Origin of the sequence: Streptomyces sp. enrichment culture, from assembly GCF_964272855.1 — a bacterium.
Lineage (GTDB): Bacteria > Actinomycetota > Actinomycetes > Streptomycetales > Streptomycetaceae > Streptomyces.
Genome location: NZ_OZ186847.1, coordinates 8,527,069 through 8,545,845, shown reverse-complemented (window position 1 = coordinate 8,545,845; position 18,777 = coordinate 8,527,069). Strand labels below are relative to the sequence as shown.

The following is an 18,777-nucleotide window of genomic DNA, read 5'->3' as shown; positions in this document are numbered from 1 at the left end:
TCGCGTCGCGCAGATCCGTGCCCAGTCGGCAGTGCCCCTGGGAGGGGAAACGAGGGTGCCATGACCAGCAACACGAGTGCGGATACCCAGCCCCTGCCGGGCGACCAGGAACTCAGAGGGCTCCTGGCGGGCCTGACAGCGGTGCGAGACGGTGACTTCGGTACGCGTCTGCCGGAGGACGCCGATGGTCTGATGGGCGACATCGCCATCGTCTTCAACGGCATGGTGGACCAACTGTCCGTGTTCACCTCCGAGGTGACCAGGGTCGCCCGCGAAGTCGGCACCGAGGGAACGCTGGGCGGGCAGGCGGAGGTGCCCGGGGTCTCCGGCACGTGGGCCGATCTCACCGACTCGGTCAACGCGATGGCGGGCAACCTGACGACGCAGGTGCGTGACATCGCCCAGGTGGCGACGGCGGTGGCCAAGGGCGACCTCTCGCAGAAGATCGACGTGCCCGCGCGCGGTGAGATCCTGGAGTTGAAGGAGACCGTCAACACGATGGTCGACCAGCTCTCCGCATTCGCCGACGAGGTCACCCGCGTCGCCCGCGAGGTCGGCAGCGAGGGACGGCTCGGCGGTCAGGCCAAGGTGCCTGGGGTCGCGGGTGTCTGGCGTGACCTGACCGACTCGGTCAACCTGATGGCGGGCAACCTGACGTCCCAGGTGCGCAACGTCGCCCAGGTGACGACGGCGGTGGCCAAGGGCGACCTCTCGCAGAAGATCACCGTGGACGCCCGCGGAGAGATTTTGGAGTTGAAGAACACCATCAACACGATGGTCGACCAGCTCTCCGGCTTCGCGGACGAAGTCACCCGCGTGGCCCGCGAGGTGGGCACCGAGGGGCGCCTCGGCGGCCAGGCGGACGTCAAGGGTGTCAAGGGCACCTGGCGAGACCTGACCGACTCGGTGAACTTCATGGCGGGGAACCTGACGTCCCAGGTGCGCAACGTCGCCCAGGTCGCCACCGCGGTGGCCCAGGGCGACCTCTCGCAGAAGATCACCGTGGACGCCCGCGGAGAGATCCTGGAACTGAAGAACACCATCAACACGATGGTCGACCAGCTCTCCGCCTTCGCGGACGAAGCCACCCGCGTGGCCCGCGAGGTCGGCACCGAGGGGCGCCTCGGCGGCCAGGCCCATGTGCGGGGCGTGTCGGGCACCTGGAAGGACCTCACGGACAACGTCAACGTGATGGCGTCGAACCTGACGAGCCAGGTTCGTTCCATTGCCCAGGTCGCCGCGGCGGTCGCCCGCGGCGACCTGTCGCAGAAGATCACCGTCGAGGCCAAGGGCGAGGTCGCGGCCCTGGCGGACGTCATCAACACGATGGTGGACACGCTGTCCGCGTTCGCCGACGAGGTCACCCGCGTGGCCCGCGAGGTCGGCACCGAGGGACGCCTCGGCGGCCAGGCCCAGGTGCCGAACGTGGCCGGGACCTGGAAGGACCTCACCGACAACGTCAACTCCATGGCCAACAACCTCACCGGCCAGGTCCGCAACATCGCGCTGGTGACGACGGCGGTGGCCCGGGGTGACCTGTCGAAGAAGATCGACGTCGACGCACGCGGAGAGATCCTGGAGCTGAAGACGACCATCAACACGATGGTCGACCAGCTCTCCGCCTTCGCCGACGAGGTCACCCGCGTCGCCCGGGAAGTCGGCACCGAAGGACGTCTGGGCGGCCAGGCCGAGGTGGAGGGTGTCTCAGGCACCTGGAAGCGGCTGACTGAGAACGTCAACGAGCTGGCCGGCAACCTGACCCGGCAGGTGCGCGCGATCGCCGAGGTGGCCAGCGCCGTCGCCGAGGGCGACCTGACCCGGTCCATCACCGTGGAGGCCTCCGGCGAGGTCGCCGAGCTCAAGGACAACATCAACTCCATGGTGGAGTCCCTGCGCGAGACCACCCGGGCCAACCAGGAGCAGGACTGGCTCAAGACCAATCTGGCGCGGATCGCCGGCCTCATGCAGGGCCATCGCGAGCTTCCTGTCGTGGCCGAACTCATCATGGACGAGCTGGTGCCGCTGGTCTCGGCCCAGTACGGCGGGTTCTACCTCGCCGAAGACGGGGAGGATGCCCCGGAGCTGCGGCTCGTCGGCTCCTACGGCCGCCCCGAGGACGATGCGCGGCCCGAACGCATCCCCTTCGGTCGTTCCCTGGTCGGTCAGGCCGCCCGCAGCCGCCGTACGATCTCGGTCGACCAGTTGCCGCCCGACTACGTGACCATTTCCTCCGGGCTCGGCCGGACCGTGCCGACCGCTCTGCTCCTGCTGCCGATCCTCTTCGAGGACCAAGTCCTCGGCGTCATCGAGCTGGCCTCCGTCACCGCGTTCACCCCGATCCACCGGGATCTGCTGGAGCAGCTGCGGGAGACGATCGGTGTCAACGTGAACACGATCGTGGCCAACGCCCGCACCGACGAGCTGCTCGGCGAGTCGCAGCGCCTGACGGCCGAGCTGCAGGTCCGCTCGGCGGAGTTGCAGGCGCAGCAGGAGGAGTTGCAGCGCTCCAACGACGAACTGGAGGAGAAGGCCTCGCTGCTGGCCGCGCAGAATCGCGACATCGAGGCGAAGAACCTGCAGATCGAGCAGGCGCGGCAGGAGCTGGAGGCCCGTGCGCAGCAGCTGGCACTGGCCTCGAAGTACAAGTCGGAGTTCCTGGCGAACATGAGCCACGAACTGCGCACCCCGCTCAACAGCCTGCTGATCCTCGCCCAGCTGCTCGCGCAGAACCCGTCGCGCAACCTGACGCAGAAGCAGGTGGAGTACGCGGGCATCATCCACTCCGCGGGCTCCGACCTGCTTCAACTGATCAACGACATCCTGGACCTGTCGAAGGTCGAGGCCGGGAAGATGGACATCGCCCCGGAGCGGGTGTCGCTGCGACAGCTCATCGAGTACGTGGAGGCCACCTTCCGGCCGATGACGACGCAGAAGGGCCTGGAGTTCAAGGTGACCATGGCGGCCGGCGCGCCGGGCGACCTGCTCACCGACGACTCGCGGCTGCGTCAGGTGCTGCGCAACCTGTTGTCGAACGCGGTCAAGTTCACGGAGCAGGGCAGCGTGGAGCTGATCGTCCAGCCCGCGGCGGAGGACGAGTTGCCCGAAGGTGTCATCAGGGGTGGCTCCGTCGTGGCATTCCGGGTTCAGGACACCGGCATCGGTATCCAGGAACAGCAACTGGAGGCCATCTTCGGCGCCTTCCAGCAGGCGGACGGCACCACCAGCCGCAAGTACGGCGGCACCGGTCTCGGACTGTCCATCACGCGGGAGATCGCCCATCTGCTCGGCGGCGCGGTCACCGTGGACAGCAAGCCCGGACGAGGCAGCACCTTCACACTGTTCCTTCCGGTGGCCCGTCCCGACTTCGAGCAGATGGCGGGCCGGCTGCCGGAGAAGCCGGCGGAACTGCCCGCTGCGGAGACCGCCGTGGGCGCCCCGGCAGCTCCGCTCCCGCGTGCGACCGTGCCGCGCCGACGCCGGCTGCTCGTGGTGGAGGAGCGGCCGCGCGGCCTGCTCACGCTGGTCGCCGAGAGCGTCGTCGCGGACGTCGCCCGTCTCCGCTCCGAGGAGGCCGTGCCGCGGCCCGCGGTGGACCTGATCACAGCCGTGAGCGCTCAGGAGGCGGCCGGTGCGCTCGCCACCGAACCTTGCCACTGCGTCGTCCTCGACCTCGACATGCCCGACGGTGAGGCCGCGCGGTTCCTGGAGGCATTGCAGGGCGACTCGGCACTGGCCGAGGTACCCGTCCTGGTGCACAGCAGCCACCGCCCGGACGTGGCGCGGGCGGAGGCACTGCGCTCGCACGCGGACGACGGATCACTGGAGTTCCTCTCCAGCCTCGACGAACTGCGGGAGCGTATCGCCCTGCACCTGTCGGCCGAGGAACCCGGAGACGTCCTCTCACTGGTCCGGGGCGAGGAACCACAGGAGCTGCCGCCACCCGTGGTCGACGACTCCTTCGCCGGGCGGACCGTACTGGTCGTCGACGACGACGCGCGCAACCTCTTCGCGCTCAGCGGGATCCTGGAGCTGCACGGTTTCCGAGTGCTGCACGCGGAGGACGGCCGCAAGAGCATCGACAAGCTCATCGAGAACCCGGACGTCGCCCTGGTGCTGATGGACGTGATGATGCCGGAGATGGACGGCTACACCGCCACGGCCGAGATCCGCAAGATGCCCCGGTACGCCGACCTGCCGATCATCGCCGTCACAGCGAAGGCGATGCCCGGCGACCGGGAGAAGTCCCTGGCGTCGGGGGCAAGCGACTACGTCACCAAACCCGTCGACGCCCAGGACCTCATCGCCCGCGTCCGACGCTGGCTGTCCCCCTGAGTGTGCCGCAGCTCGCCCCGCCGCCCGCCGGGGCGAGCCAGGCCCTCCCGCCCGCGCACCAGGGCCATCCCGCCGAGGAGCATCCCCATCGTGAGCACGCCCGACCAGCCCTCCGACCAGTACGACGAACCGCCAGGCACCGATCCACGCCCGCGCCCCGGGGATCCGACGGGCCCTCGGGCCGACGCCCCCGACGTCGCCACGGCTCCGCACGGGGCGGTCGCCGCCGACGCAACGGCAGGGCAGCCTCCGGCGCCCACCCCGGTGGCCCCGCAGCCGACTGCCGCCGACGGACCCGGCGGGTCGGCCGACCTCACGACTCCGAACGCCGCGCCGACGACCGACGACCCGGCGGCATCCTTGGCGCCTCCCGGCGAGCGGGCATCGGACGCGTCCGTCGTACCGCCCGGCGACCTCGGTGGCGTCGCCCCGACCTCCCCCGTCGGCAGGCTCGCCGCCACGGTCGAGCGGTTGCGGCGGGAGGTGCGGGCCGCGCAGGCGGAGGCGGAAGGGCGGGCGCTCATCGAGCTCGCCAAAGGCATCCTGGTGGAGCGGCTCGGCTGCGGCCCGGCACAGGCCGCCCGGCAGCTCGCCGAGTTGACGGCGCAGGCCCGGGTCAGCCCGCTGGAGTTCGCCGTCGAGGTCATCAATCAGGCCGCCCGCGACCGGATGTCCGAGGTCACGGACGCCTTCCTCGCGGCCACCACGGGCACCCCGGCGACAGAGCGCGACGCGGCCGCCGTACGCCTGCGCGCCGCCGAGAGCGTGGCGCTCGCCGCATCCGACACGCAAGCCGTGGCCGACTCGCTGCTGGAGCACGCGCTGCGCCCATTGGGCGCGGTGGCCGTGGCTGTGTGGGCCGCGGGTTCCGACGGCTCGTTGACCCTTGCGGGCAGTGCGGGATTCTCCCCGTTGGAAGCCTCCCAATGGCGATATGTGCCGCCGGACGTGGCGACGGTGGCGCGCCGCGGGCTCACCGAGCGCAGCGGCCAGTGGATCACCTCGCTCGCGGAGACAGGGCTGCCCACGATCGGCCGGCGCCCGCACCCGGACGGCGGCCGGGCCGCTGTGCCGGCCGGCACAGGCGGGCGCATCCACGGGGTGCTGGAGATCGCCTGGCCGGGACCGCTGGAACCGCAGCCGCCACAGGTCCTACGTCAGGTGGAGGCTCTGGCGGAGCTGTGCGCGCACACCCTGGAGACTTCCACGCCGCGCGTCGACGCCGGCCAGGAGCTGCGGGCGCTGCCGGATGCCGCGGAACTGATCGACCTGGCCGACGGGCTGCACGACCCCGCCCTGGTCCTGGTACCGCACCTCGACGACTCCGGCCAGCTCGTGGATTTCCGTATCCAGCACGTCAACTCCCGTTTCCTCGACCCCGGGGGCCGGGCCCGCGCGGTGGTGAGCGGGGCGCTGCTGCTGGAGGCGTACCCGATGACGGCCGGGGACAGCGAACTGTTCCAGCGCATCGAGCGGGTCTACGCCACCGGCGAGCCGTTCCGGGCGAACCGCATGCATCTGACCGCACTGGTCGATCAGGTGCCGCTGTCGGCGGTGGCGGACATCAGCATCAGTCGGCACGGCAACTGTGTACTGCTGATCTGGCGCATCGAGGACGAGACGGCCCGGCTGGCGAGCCTGCTGCAGCACGCCCAGCGACTCGGCCGCATCGGCGGCTTCGAGGAGAATCTGCTGACCGGCGAAATCACCTGGAACAGCCAGATGTACGACCTGTACGGCCGTTCCTCGCAGAGCCCGCCGGTGCCGCTGGAGGACCTGCCCGCCCATGCCCATCCGGACGACGCGGTCACCATCGGCCGCTTCCTGCGCACGCTGCTGCACCATCTGCGGCCCGCCTCGGCGGCCTTCCGGCTGCAGCGTCCGGACGGGGTCACCCGCCACATCCGCGTCGTGGCCGAACCGGTCCTGGACACCGACAGCCGGCTGTTCGTCGTCCGCGGGGCCTACCAGGACATCTCGGCCCAGCACTGGACAGAGGTGGCGCTGGCGGCCACCCGCGACCAGCTCGCCCATACCGAGCAGGAGGCAGCCGAGCGCAACCGGCTGGCGCTCCAGCTGCAGCACGCCATCATGCCCCCAGCACAGGCCCCGCTGCAGGTACCGGGCATGGTGGTCGCGGTGCGCTACAGGCCCGCGGAAACCGAGAACCTGGTGGGCGGCGACTGGTACGACGCCGTGGTCCTGCCGTCGCGCAAAGTGCTGCTGTGCGTGGGAGACGTGGCCGGCCACGGCATCGAGGCCGCTACCAGCATGGTCGTCCTTCGCAACGCGCTCCGCGGCCTGGCGGTCACCGGGGCCGGGCCCGGCCAGCTGCTGTCCTGGCTCAACACCGTGGCGCACCATCTCACGGGTGCGGTCACCGCCACGGCGGTGTGCGCCCTCTACGACCCCGACCGACGAGTCCTGCGCTGGGCGCGGGCCGGCCATCTGCCGCCCGTCCTGGTCCGCGACGCGGAGGCCGCGCCGCTGCCGCTGGTCAAGGGCATACTGCTCGGCGCCGTGCCGGAGGCCGCGTACGAGGAGACCGAAGTGCAACTCGCGCCCGAGGACACGCTGCTGATGTACACCGACGGCCTCGTCGAACGCCGTGACCGCTCCGTGGAGGAGGCGCTGGCCCACCTGCTCACCACGGCCCGCACGGCGGCGCCGACCACCTTGGACCAGCACTTGGACCGGCTTCTGACGTTCAGCAAGTCGGACACGGACGACGACACTTGCCTTGTGGGCATCCGAGTCGTCTGAGGCGACAGGCATCGACACGCATGGGCCACCGGCGGCTTCGAGGTCGCTTGACGTTCTCTCCGGATTCGTCGTGTGGCTTGCACACACAGCAGGTCCGTCCGGGCCAGCCTGCCCTGGAGCGGCCTACGGAGCGAGTCCTGCGGGCCATTCAGCCTTGCCGTATGCCTGCGGCCGGCCTTCCAGATTCATGCAGCCGGACGGCAGGCTGGCGCCCCGCACTAGAATCCGCGGCTGGAAGGAAGTTGCCTTCTGCCGGTGCGGGGCCTTGGGGCTGAGCAAGCCGGCTGACAGATGTCGAAGGAGTCCGAGGTGGATGCCCCACATGCCGTGGGCGGGCCCGGCCCGGCGATGCCCGGGAGGGTCGCGTTGGAGGTGAGCCCGTTGCCCGGCCGCCCTGGGATACACGCCCGCGGTGAGATCTGCGCGGTCACCCGTCCCTCCTGGGAAGAGGCCCTGTCCGAGTTGGCCCGGCGGCACGAAGACGTGTCGTACGTGGAACTGTCGAATGTGGCGTTCGTGGATGTGGCCGGGGTGACGGCGCTGGCGGTCACCGCGCTGAGCCTGCCCGACGGACGGGTGGTGGTGGAGCATCCACCACCACAACTGCCGCGCGTTCTGAAGATGTTCTGGCCGGGCCAGCGCCGGATCGAGGTGGCGCCGCGATGAGCATGGTGACCATCGACGAGGCCTTTCAGCACCCGGCGCTGTTCTACAGCACCCCCGAGGAGTACACCGAGCAGACGGTCGCGTTCGTGCGCCAGGGCCTGGCCGCGTGTGAGCCGGTGGCGGTGGCGGTTCCCGGCCCGAACCTGGAACTGATCAAGGCGGGGCTGGGCGCGGATGCCGACGGTCTGCTGCTCTTGGACATGACCGAGGCCGGCCGCAACCCGGGGCGAATCATCCCCAAGGTGCTGCGCGGGTTCGCCGACGCCCACCTCGAGACGAGGGTGCGAATCATCGGTGAGCCGATCTGGGCGGGCCGGTCCGAGGTGGAGTACCCGGCATGCGCGCAGCACGAGGCGTTGATCAACGCGGCCTTCGAGGGCCGGGCGGTGACCATCCTGTGCCCATACGACGAATCCCGGCTGGACGAGACAGTGCTGGCCGATGCCCGCATCACCCACCCCACCGTCATCTCGGGTGGCCGTGAGGAGGCCAGCGGCGTCTACGACTGGAAGGCGGTCGTCTCCCGCTACAACCAGGCGCTGCCGCCCACGCCGGAAGCGGCGGTCTTCTCCTACGGGTCCGAGGAACTCCCAGAGGCCCGCTACTTCGCCGTCGACCAGGCCATGCGGCTTGGTCTTCAGGGGCAACGGCTGCAAGATGCGGAACTGGCAGTCGCGGAGCTGACGACCAACAGTGTCGTGCACGGCGGCGGGCGAGGAACGCTGGCGATCTGGGCCCAGGACGGCCAGGTCGTCGTCGAGGTCCGCGACGCCGGACGGCTGACCGACCCGCTCGCGGGACGCAGGCCTCCGCAGCCGGGACAGATCGGCGGGCGCGGCTTGATGCTGGTGCACTATGTCTCCGACCTGGTACGCGTGCACACCGAGGACGAGGGCACGACAGTGCGCTTCTACCTCAACACCTAGAGAAGGGCGAGAAGGGAAGAGTGGGCGTCGCCCGGCCTGGGCAACGCCCACCGGCCCGGTTCTGACGCGGGTCGCCGCCCAGTACATCGCGTACGCGCTGGTGTCCCTCACCGCTGCGCCGGCCGCCGACTGGTCACGGCCGCTTCAGCTCCCGCAGTGGTTCCTGCTCCTGCCGGTCGGAGTTCTCGCCCTCATCGGTACCGTGTGACCCGGCCCTTGGATCGAACCGCGCCGTCTCCATCTACCAGCAGCCCATCCCGGCCTCCAGCGGGCCGGACCCGCGCGACGGAACGCCGGGCTGATGGCCGACCCTGCCCTCCCGGCCCAGGCCATCGTCGCCGCCGTCCTGGTGATCAGGACCGCGGTCGGCGAACTCCGCAGTCCCGGGCAGCGCCCGGGCCCAGTGGGCCTTCGCCTCCGACCGGCGCGCACTGACCGCCGGAGCTGTGACCGCCGTGGCGACCTGTCTACTCGGCCGGCACCAAGGACCGTCCGTCGCGGCCTGGGCCCTGCTCATCGGGACCCTCACCGCGCACCTGCCCCATCACGCCGCCCGCCGCCCTGACCAGCACTCGAACCAACCCCACCCGAAGGAAAGAACCAGCGTGACCGAACACCACGTCGGGACCATCCTGGCGACCGCGGGAGCGGTGCTGTCCCTGACCGGGACGGGCATGTACGTACCACCCGGCCCCGGCCTCCCAGTCCTGATCACCGGGGTCGCCGCCCTGACCACCGGACTCGTCATGACCGCCGCCACCCGACGCTGAACCACCCGTACAGGAAGACACGACCACCGTGATCTGGCACTGGCCGATCCTCGCCGTCTGCTCCCTGACCCTGCTCCCGGCCGCGCTGGCCCCGATCACCGGACGCATGCCGCAGCGCCTGCGGTGCAGTGCCTTCACTGCGTCTCTGAAGAGCTGGGCGAACGGGGTCGGGCAGTGCGGTCCGAGCCGGCTGGCGCCGCTGCCTCGACGCCGCCGTGATGGCCGTCGGCAAGCAGTCGGCGCAGGTCGGACTCGCAGGGTACCGACGGCGGTGGGTACCCAGGTCAACGCCGAATACCCCGGGACCTGGCACCCAGACTCCTTGGCCTGACGCCACTCTGGCGGCCGTCAACCCTGACCAGTCACCCCTCACCACACCCATATGAGGGAATGAGGCAGCCGTGTCCACGAACTACGCCAGGCGCCTGGACCTGTTCTTCGAACCCTCCGCCAGAAGGGCACTGATGGAAGCCTGTCAGGCCGACCTGGCCGACCGGCGTCAGCGTCTGACGCAGCTGTACACGGAGGCCGCCGAGCTGGCCGCCATCCGCTCCATGGGCCAGTACCGGATCGAGACCTTCGATGCCCGGGGAGAGTGGCGGCCACGGTGCTCCGCTGGTGGGTGCGAGGACGCGCGTCGAAGTTTCAGGGCATCATCTCGTAGACCGCCGACAGAGCTTCGACGCGCTGCCAGACGCGCTCCGAACGCGTCCCGTCGACAACCGGGCGCCGGACCGCGCCGAGGGCCCAGAGCTGCTGCTCCTCGGTCGCGGAGTCCTTGCCGTGGAGTTCGACGGCGTGCGCGGAGAAGTCCCGCACGAGGACGGCGAACAGCTCGTCGAGTACGTCCTCGTCGAGGTCCGTCAGGGCTGCCTGTTCCAGGACCAGCTGCCCGTGGACGACGAGTGCGAAGAGCTGCCCGACGGCGAGGAGCAGGTCGAGGTCGCGGCTCTGCTGCTCGTCGGGAGCGGCGGTGCGGACGAACTCGCAGAGTGCGTCGGCCTGTTCGCGGAAGCGGGCGACGTTGGGCAGGTGTGCGTACGCGTCGAAGGCCGGCCGCCAGTCGTGGAAGCGCACCGAGCCGAGACCGCGGGCGGGCCCCTGCCGGAAGAGGAAGGTGTCGTCGGCCGCGTCAAGGCGGGTCGGGACGGGCTCGAAGGCGACCGGGGCGAGGAGGTGGTTGCGCATGAACTTCAGGATCAGCGCCAGGTTGACGTGGACGGTGCCCTCGAGCTTCGGCAGGCCGCGGATCTCGACCGCGGCCTGGGAGAAGTAGTTGTCCTTCTCGAAGCCCTTGGCGGCGATGACGTCCCACATGAGGTCGATGACCTTCTCGCCTTCGGTGGTCACCTTCATCTTCGTCATCGGGTTGAAGAGGAGGTAGCGGCGGTCGTCGGGGCCCGCGGTGCGGAAGTAGTCGACGGCGCGGTCGCTGAACAGCTTCATCCCGACGAGCCGGACGTACGCGTCGGTCAACTCGCGCCGCACGTGCGGGAAGGCAGTGACGGGACGGCCGTAGAGGATGCGGTTCTGCGCGTGGGTGACCGCCTCGTACATCGCGTGCTCGCAGATGCCGATCGAGGCGGTGCACAGGTTGAACTTGCCCACGTTGACCGTGTTGAGGGCGGCGTCGAAGGCGGCGCGGCCGGTGTGCAGGACGTCTTCCGGGGCTACGGGGTAGTCCTCGAGGCGGAACTCGCTGACGTACTTCGAGGAGTCGACGACGTTCTTGACCAGGTGGTACGCCGGGTGGCGGCTGTCGGCGGCGAAGAAGACGTAGCCGTCGGGGCCTTCGACGTCGGTGCGGCGGCCGAAGACGGAGACGAGCCCGGCGGCGTTGCCGTTGCCGATGTAGTACTTGGAACCGGTGGCGCGGAAGCCGCCGGTGCCGTCGGGCTCCAGGAGCATGTCGGTGGAGTAGATGTCGGCGCCGTGGGCCTTCTCGGACAGGCCGAAGGCGAACACCTCGCCCTGAGAGAGCAGTTCCGCGGCGCGGGCACGCGCGGCGGGGTTGTCGCTCTGCCAGACGGGGCCGAGGCCCAGGATGGTGACCTGCCAGGCGTACCAGTAGTCCAGGCCGTAGAAGCCGAGGATCTCGTTGAGGGCGGCGATGCGGGCGGTGTCCCAGCGCTTGTCGTCCTCGCCCTCTCCCGCGGCGGAGGCGGGCGTGAGGAAGGTTGCGAAGAGTCCTGCCTTGGCTGCGAAGGCGAGGAAGTCGCCGAGCCAGGCGCGGGTGCGGTAGTCCTCGATCAGCCGGCGCTTGCCCCGCTCCTCGAACCAGTCGACGGTGGCGCGCAGCAGCCTGCGGGTCTCCGGGTCGAAGTGCGCGGGGTCGTACGTCCGCGGGTTGAACAGCAGCGCGTCGGCCATGGGTGCCGCCTTTCGGCTGGGAGGAGTGCGGGTGGTTTGGGTACGGGCCCAGGGGGCCTGCTCGGCAGGTCAGCGACCGGCGTCGAAGCGGGCGAGCGTGGCGAGGACGTCGTCGAGCCAGGCGATCATCATCCGCTCGTACGCGATACCGCCGCGCAGCACGACGTGCTGGAGCTCCCGTTCGGCGTCGAGTGGATCGTCCACCGGGGGTACCCCGAAGTCGCGGGCCTCGCCGGCTAGGTAGTGGGCGAGGCGGTCCGTGTGCGCCTGCCGGTGCCGCTCGACCTCACTGATCAGGGCGGCCGGATCATCGAAGGCAGCGCCCCGGACCTTCACGGCCAGGTCGTGCCGTACGCTCTCGGGCTCGGTCGGTTCGTGCAGCCACGCGGAGAGCGCGTCCCGTCCGGGCCCGGCGACGGAGTACTCCTTCTTGTCCGGACGCCCGTACTGCGGGACATCCCGGACGTCGACCCAGCCGTCGCTCTCCATCCGCTTGAGCACGCGGTAGATCTGCTGGTGGGTGGCGGTCCAGAAGTACCCGATGGACCGCTCGAACCGCCGGGCCAGCTCATAGCCGGAGCCCGGCTTCTCCAGCAGGGAAACGAGGATCGCGTGCTCGAGCGCCATATGCCCGATCCTGCTATGCACCTCGTTGCATAGCAACGCTGTCGCCGTGAGACACGGCTCACCCGGGGCAGGTAACGCAGATCACGGCCTACGGCAACGTGCCGGGAGTGGATGGGAACCCGGCCGGGCGTGCTCTGCGGCAGCAGTCTCCCGGGACACCTGCCGCACCGAGCGGGCCGTGCAGGAGGCGAGGCAAGTTCAGCAACAGGGACTGTGCCTCGGCGAGAGCACGCCGCCGGTGCCCGCCGGTGCCCTCCAGCACACGGCGCTGCCGGAGACGCCGGCCAGCATCGCGGCAACCATGACGGCTTCGGGGAAGGTGACGGTGTCGCGGGCCGGGGTCCGCCACGGGCTAGGTAACCCGGCACTGCAGCCAGGCCGCCTCGTCCGGCCGGTCCCCAGCAGGAGACTGCCACGGCCTGCGAGACGTCCAGCGCCCGGGAGAACAGCGGCATACGCCGGCCCAGCCGGTCCGCGGCAAGATCGGCGTGGCCGGTGTTGACGTAGGCGCCGTCGCCGAGCACGGACGCGCCTTCGCGGTGCTCGGCCAGGTCCGAGTCGCGCCAGGCTTTCGCATCCGCGGTCGTACCCGGGACCGTGTGGGCCGTAGCCACCACGAGGCGATTGTCCGCGTCCACGATGACCTGCACGTTCGCCGAGAACCGGTAATCGCGTGAGGAGGCACCGACCTTCCGGTCCCGGACCGGGAGGAGGGTGCCGTCCACGATCCACAGCCGCTCGACGGAATCCCACGGTGCCCGCGCCGCTTCGAGCGCGAGCAGAGGCCCGCTCGTTGGATCACGGGCACGCGGTTGCTGCAGAGATGCCGAACGGCGGCACGCGCTGTCGCATCGTGAGGTTGGTCCGGTAGTAGACGGCCACCACAAGAACCGGTTCGGCCAGCGAAACCCGCCACGGACGCCCCATGATCCGCAAGCCACTGGCCGTCACCGCGCTGCTCGTTGCGGCACGCGCCTTCTGGTGCGACGGCCCCGAACTGCCCGTCTCGCTCGGGGTCATGCCGAGTAGGTGCGAAGCGGACGGCAGGCTGTTGCCGGCCGGCGAGCGGGAGGCCGTAGGCAAGTCCCGCGCAGCCAGGGGGCCGGCACGTCTCACGAGGTACTGGAACGCACCCCGGCCCGCCAGCCGTAGGAGGCCCAGGGGATGTCTCGCCTATCCAGGCGGGCTGATCGACAAGACGCCCTCTACTCGTCCTTCGCTGTCTCCTCAGCCTGCTGGGCGATGTCCTCCAGCACGAGCTTCGGGTCTGCGGACGGCGCGACGGCCTTGCCGATGTTGCGCTTGATGATGTTGCTGACCTGCAACCAGGACGGTTCGTTGACCGGGTAGAGCCGGGCGGTGCGCAGTGCGGTCAGGAACTTCTCGCCGCTGGGGTCCGCCGCCGCGTCCTTGGAGATCTGCGTCGCCGTCACCGTCGAGGGCAGCAGGTGGTAGCGCCCGGCGAAGTCGTTGATGTTCTTGTCCTTGTAGACGAACTCCAGAAAGTCCCCCGCCAGTTCGCGATTGTCCTCGTGCTTGAAGACCATCATCCAGTCGGCGACACCCACGGACGGCGGGACCTGCTCATCGCTCAGGGTGTCGGACACCGGCATGCTCAGGGTGCCGACCTTGATGCCTTTCGCCCGCGCCTCGTGGAGGAGCGAGGGGTAACCGTTGAGCATGCCGACCTCTCCGCGCAGGAAGGCGGCGAAGGCATCCTGCCGGTTGAGCTCGGCCGGCGGAACCGGGCCGGTCAGGCCGGGCACGACCAGGTTGTCCTTGATCCAGCGGAACGTCTGCGCGTTCTGCTCGGACGCGATGCTGTAGCCGCCGCTGTCGTCGGCGTAGCCCCCGCCGTTGCTCAGTTCCCAGATCAGGGCTTCGGCGTGCGCCTCCTCGGGGCCGAGCGGTAGGGCGTACGGGTACGGCACGCCCGAATCCTTCAGCGCCTGGGCCGCGGCCCTCAGTTCCGACCAGGTTTTGGGCGGCTTCGCCCCGGCCTTGTCGAAGAGTTCCTCGTTGTAGAAGAGCAGCCGGCTGCTGGCCACGAAGGGCAAGCCGTAGAGAGTGTCGCGGACCGAGCCCGCCTCGGCGAGCGGTGGCAGGAAATTCGATTCCGCCCTTACCGTCAGCAGCTCACTGGCCGCGTAGAGCCGGCCCTCCGCGGCGAAGTCGGAGTACGCGCCCATCAGGGCCACATCCGGGGCGTTGCCCTCCTCGACCATGCGGGTGACCTCGCGGTCGACATCGGCCCACGGGTAGAGCGTCACCTCGACCTTCTTGCCGGGGTGAGCTGCGGTGAAGGCGGTGGTCAGCTTGTCCCAGTACACCTTGGAGCTGGTGGCGGGGCTGTCGCCGTACTCAGCGGCCACCACGCGCAGCGTCGTCCTGTCGCCGTCGCTCCCGGACGAGCCGCAGGCGGTGACGAGTGGGCCCAGCAGTCCGAATGCGGCTATGGAGGCGGTCGCGTCGAAGAGTCTTGGTCGCACGGATGTTTCCTCTTGCTTTTGGGACGGTGCGGCCGGAATTCTCTCCCGACTCAGGACGTATTACGGCCCTTGCTCGAAGATTGTGGCCATTGCTCCAACTACGGCCTTCAGGGCTGGTGTTATCCCATATTCCGGCACCGAAGACGACGCGCGTAGAACCTTCCGTAGCGTCCAACACGACTCCCGAATGGAGCATTGACCGGACCGCTCCGCCCCGTCGGCCCAGCTTGTCGCGGGTGCGCCTCCGAAGCGCGAGGCTGCGGGTTCCCGTGCCGGGAGGCAGCGGGTTCCCGTACCGGGAGGCGCGGGAACCCGCCGGGGAAGTGGTCGCCGACCTGGTGCCGGACGAGGCGGCGCCGTCGTCGGTCTGATCGAGTGATCGAGGCCAAAGGGGCAGGCGTACAGGCGTACTGCCTGGTCGTGCGTCGGCGAACGGACATCAGTGGGCCGTGAAGCCACCATCTTTCGGGGGAGAGCTGTGGCGGCGACGAAGCCGGCGCCGGGACTGCACAGCCACAGGACGGCTGCTGCGACCTCGTCCGCGCTCCCCAGTCGGCCGATGGGCTGTTCCTTGGGGATCCCGGCCATGGCCTCGGCCTGGTTCTCGACCATGTCGGCGACCATCGGGGTGTCGACGACACCTGGGCACACGGCGTTGATGCGGATGCCCCGGGGCGCGTACTCGACCGCGGCGCTGCGGGTCAGGCCGATGACGCCGTGCTTGGAGGCGTGGTAGACCGCACGCTCGGGCAGCCCGACGAGCCCGCCCAGGGATGAGCAGTTGACGATGGCGCCGCTGCCCTGCTCTCGCATCTGTTGTAGACGAGGTCCTTGGAGACCGCCATGTCCGCGGAGGCGAACCGGCTGTCCTGTGGGACGGGCTGTCCGGGCTTGTATTTTCCGGTCAGCACGCCCTGGGCGAGGGGGTACCAGACAATCTGGGAAATGCCGTTGGCGGTGCAGAGCCGAAGACCTCGGCCTCCGGGGCCTGCCACAGCATGGAGTACTGGGGGCTGGGAGGAGACGAACAGGTCGGGGCCGGCGATGTCGAACGCGGCCTGCATCTGTTCGGGGGTCCACTCGCTGAAGCCGAGGTAGCGGGCCTTGCCCTGCTCGACGACCTTCTGCAACGCCTCAGGGGTGTCCTCGATCGGGACGGTCGGGTCGAAGCGGTGGCCTGGTACAGGTCGACGTAGTCGGTCTTCAGGCGGGTGAGGGAGCGTGCCGTCGCGCTGCCGGCGGCGGAAAGCCGCATCCCCTCGCTGGGCAGCAGTGGGCCACTGTCCGTCCCTCACCCTTCCGGGAGATGGAACAGAGTACGGTGACTACCCGAACGAGCCGTCATCGCGCACGACAAACCCGTCACAGCCGTCGTGCTCGAAACGAACGCGGCCATCGAACTTCGACTCCGCGCTTGCACACCCCATAGTCGCGGCCGAGTTCACCACTCAGCGCCACCCAAAAGCGGCAGCCGCCGCACTGCTGGTCATACCACCCTTCGAGGTAGCCAGGATCAGCAGTCGGTCGAACGGTTGACCTGCGCATACCAGCGCGCGTGGCACTGGTCATTGTGCTCCTGGTTCTCGCCGCTCCATGGCGACTGCGACCTCACACGTTCCCTCTCACCATCTAATCAGTGATCATCTCAAGAGCCACTAGCCCGGCGGACTCACTGGGGAATTATTTGAACGCGCTCACATCCGCAGTGGGAAAGGCATCCGCGTGGATGCCCTCGCCCTCCCTCTCGCGGCCTGACCAGCCCGGCGAACCTACGCGGTCAGCGCACTAGCCGGGGATGGTGATAGCCCCGAACACTCAGGGTCGACCGCCCCGTACAGAATTCCGGCAGCAGCGCCCACATCGCCGTGGAGCTGGTCCGGCCCGTCGGTGACCGCCAAATCCTCATGCACGATAGAGAGCGGGAGGGCGGAGCGGCCTTTGGCAGCGGGCCGGAGGACGCGATGTCGCCCGGTGACGAGCGGGACGACGTGACGAGGCGGCTCGGTGACGAGCCCGAGGGGGGACGCGATGACGGCACCCGACGCATCCGGTACGGCTGATGCCGAGCAGGTGAACGCCGCGATGTGGCACACCTACGGAGCGCACCACCTCGACCGGGCCACGCCCCTGCCCGAGGTGGACGAGATCGCCTGGGGCCCGGCGGGAACAGGGCCGGGGGACGCTGTCCTCGGCGACCTGACGGGCCTGCGCGTGCTCGACCTGGGCTGCGGCCCGGGCCGGCACGCCGCTCACCTCACCCGCACCCATCACGCCACCGTGGACGCCGTCGACCTCTCACGAACTCAGATCGCCCGCGCACGGGCGCGCTACGGCGACCTGCCGGGCCTGCGGTTGATCCAGGCCGACGCTGTCGGGCACCTGCGCACTTCGGCGCCGTACGACGTGATCTATTCCCTGTCCGCCGTCCACTTCATCGACCCGCACCGGTTGCTGCCCGCCCTGGCGGCGGCCCTCGAGCCTGGCGGACGGCTGTACTTCACCGTGCTGCACACCAATTCGTCGGGAGACGGACCTTCGTCGGAGGTGAAGTCCCGCCCGGAGATCCTGCGCCTGGCCGGCGGCGGCGAACTGACCGGGCACATGTGGGTACTCACGACAAAGCTGTGGACGGACCTGCTCGCGCAGCACGGGCTGTGCACCGAGGAGGTCACCGTGCTTGACGCGCCGGAGGAGGGCAACCAGGCCTCCTACCGGCTCTTCCAGGTCCGCAGGCCGGCCCGGATCACCTCTCGTCCCCGTACTGCCCAACCGCCCGTCGCACACGCGGCGGCCGGAGTCGGCGCAGTGCTGGTGGGACCGCGCGGTCTGCTGCTCGGCCGCCACCGGAAAGGGACCGTCGAGCTGCCTGGCGGCACAGTGGAGCCGGGCGAGTCGCTGGAGGAGACGGTCGTGCGCGAACTGGCCGAGGAGACCGGCCTGCACGCGGACCCGGCCGACGTGCGCCTGCTGGGCATGCTCCTGGACCAGGTTAGCGACGTCGTCCGCATCACGTTCGGCGCGCTCGTCACGCGGTGGAGCGGGGAGCCCGCCGACCAGCCGGGCGAGCAGGTCGGCGGCTGGGGATGGTGGCCGCTGGACGCGCTGCCGCCGGACCTGTTCGAGTGCAGCGCCCAGATCCTGACCGCCTGGCGTCCCGACCTGCCCATCGACCATCCGCCCGCCCACTTCACCCCCTTCGCAAAGCCGCAGGACGCCGGTCGGGGCGCCACCGGCCAGGTCGGGACGTAGTCGCTCGGTACGCAGCCGTCGATGAGCGACTTCTGCTTCGGTGGCCGCTCGGCGGCGAGAAGTCCGGGTCGCAGTTCAGGAAGGGAAGTCCGGACGGCAGCAGGGCCTCGATCGGCGGACAGAGGAAGCTGCCTGCGATGAGGAGGCGGCGCGGTAGCCCGTGGCGGCCTCCTCGAGATGACCTACACGAAGGCAGCGGGGACGGCGTCCTCGGTCATCCAGTCGCTGTCGAAGAGCGTGGCGACCATGTGTGCGTGGGCTTCGAGGAGCTGGCCTGCGCGGTGCTTGGTGCGGGCTTTGGCGGTGAGGGCTCAGTCGGCGCCTCCAAGCCTCCGTTGGAACACGGTGCCCCGCTTCCTCCGCCCGGCCACGTCCGCGTAGAACTGCCAAGCCGCCGGTCACCGGCGCGGCCACAAGTCGCCCAGCCGGAGACTGTCGCGTACACCAGGCGCAGGCTGTACGCGTAGAACAGTGCCGCCAGCCCCCAGGCCTCTGCGCGAAGGACATCGCAAGCCGGCCCGGACGCGGACAAGCCTGCGGCACGGTACGCGGCGGGTGTGCCGAACATCGGCGCCATGGAGCAGT

Annotated in this window: 10 protein-coding genes and 3 pseudogenes; 7 read left to right on the top strand and 6 right to left on the bottom strand. The window is 69.8% G+C overall.

All coding sequences use genetic code 11. The annotated features are described in order from the left end of the window. Window positions 1-60 precede the first annotated feature (60 nt). The 5 genes from ACSU6L_RS38260 (at window position 61) to ACSU6L_RS38240 (ending at window position 9,457) form a co-directional block, all read left to right on the top strand. Window positions 61-4,332 (top strand): HAMP domain-containing protein, encoded by a 4,272-nt coding sequence (locus tag ACSU6L_RS38260; RefSeq protein WP_437064278.1) that lies wholly within the window; start codon window positions 61-63, stop codon window positions 4,330-4,332. Between the two features lie 360 nt (window positions 4,333-4,692). Further along, complete coding sequence (locus ACSU6L_RS38255; RefSeq protein WP_437065198.1) at window positions 4,693-7,095, top strand: SpoIIE family protein phosphatase; 2,403 nt, start codon at window positions 4,693-4,695, stop codon at window positions 7,093-7,095. A 348-nt stretch (window positions 7,096-7,443) separates the two neighbouring features. Beyond that, the gene (locus tag ACSU6L_RS38250; protein WP_437065196.1) at window positions 7,444-7,761 is read left to right on the top strand and encodes an STAS domain-containing protein; all 318 of its coding nucleotides are present in this window, start codon (window positions 7,444-7,446) and stop codon (window positions 7,759-7,761) included. Next, the gene (locus ACSU6L_RS38245; RefSeq protein ID WP_437064277.1) at window positions 7,758-8,687 is read left to right on the top strand and encodes an anti-sigma factor RsbA family regulatory protein; all 930 of its coding nucleotides are present in this window, start codon (window positions 7,758-7,760) and stop codon (window positions 8,685-8,687) included. The genes ACSU6L_RS38250 and ACSU6L_RS38245 overlap by 4 nt, the downstream gene beginning before the upstream one ends. 605 nt (window positions 8,688-9,292) lie before the next feature. Next, window positions 9,293-9,457: a hypothetical protein gene (locus tag ACSU6L_RS38240; RefSeq protein ID WP_437064276.1), complete on the top strand. Its 165-nt coding sequence runs from the start codon at window positions 9,293-9,295 to the stop codon at window positions 9,455-9,457. 645 nt (window positions 9,458-10,102) lie between these two features. On the opposite strand, the gene ACSU6L_RS38235 is transcribed toward ACSU6L_RS38240, so the two are convergent. From ACSU6L_RS38235 to ACSU6L_RS38220, 4 genes and pseudogenes are all read right to left on the bottom strand, one after another. Further along, entirely contained in the window at window positions 10,103-11,827 is a 1,725-nt protein-coding gene (locus tag ACSU6L_RS38235) for an acyl-CoA dehydrogenase family protein (protein WP_437064275.1), read from the bottom strand. A gap of 69 nt (window positions 11,828-11,896) precedes the next feature. Beyond that, window positions 11,897-12,454: a PadR family transcriptional regulator gene (locus ACSU6L_RS38230; RefSeq protein ID WP_437064274.1), complete on the bottom strand. Its 558-nt coding sequence runs from the start codon at window positions 12,452-12,454 to the stop codon at window positions 11,897-11,899. A 491-nt stretch (window positions 12,455-12,945) separates the two neighbouring features. Beyond that, a pseudogene (locus ACSU6L_RS38225) lies at window positions 12,946-13,381 on the bottom strand (transposase); the annotation flags it as partial. Between the two features lie 278 nt (window positions 13,382-13,659). After that, window positions 13,660-14,943, bottom strand: coding sequence for an ABC transporter substrate-binding protein (locus ACSU6L_RS38220; protein ID WP_437064273.1), 1,284 nt, complete (start codon window positions 14,941-14,943; stop codon window positions 13,660-13,662). 236 nt (window positions 14,944-15,179) lie between these two features. Between ACSU6L_RS38220 and ACSU6L_RS38215 the strand changes: the two genes are divergently transcribed. Beyond that, window positions 15,180-15,314 (top strand): hypothetical protein, encoded by a 135-nt coding sequence (locus ACSU6L_RS38215; protein WP_437064272.1) that lies wholly within the window; start codon window positions 15,180-15,182, stop codon window positions 15,312-15,314. Between the two features lie 68 nt (window positions 15,315-15,382). On the opposite strand, the pseudogene ACSU6L_RS38210 reads toward ACSU6L_RS38215, so the two are convergent. Both ACSU6L_RS38210 and ACSU6L_RS38205 read right to left on the bottom strand, forming a co-directional pair. After that, window positions 15,383-15,804, bottom strand: a pseudogene (locus ACSU6L_RS38210) (SDR family oxidoreductase); the annotation flags it as partial. 59 nt (window positions 15,805-15,863) lie between these two features. Continuing rightward, a pseudogene (locus ACSU6L_RS38205) lies at window positions 15,864-16,238 on the bottom strand (aldo/keto reductase); the annotation flags it as partial. A gap of 733 nt (window positions 16,239-16,971) precedes the next feature. On the opposite strand from ACSU6L_RS38205, the gene ACSU6L_RS38200 reads away from it, so the two are divergent. Then, a complete protein-coding gene (locus ACSU6L_RS38200; RefSeq protein WP_437064271.1) occupies window positions 16,972-18,192 on the top strand; it encodes a bifunctional class I SAM-dependent methyltransferase/NUDIX hydrolase in 1,221 nt (406 codons plus the stop codon). Window positions 18,193-18,777: the final 585 nt, after the last annotated feature.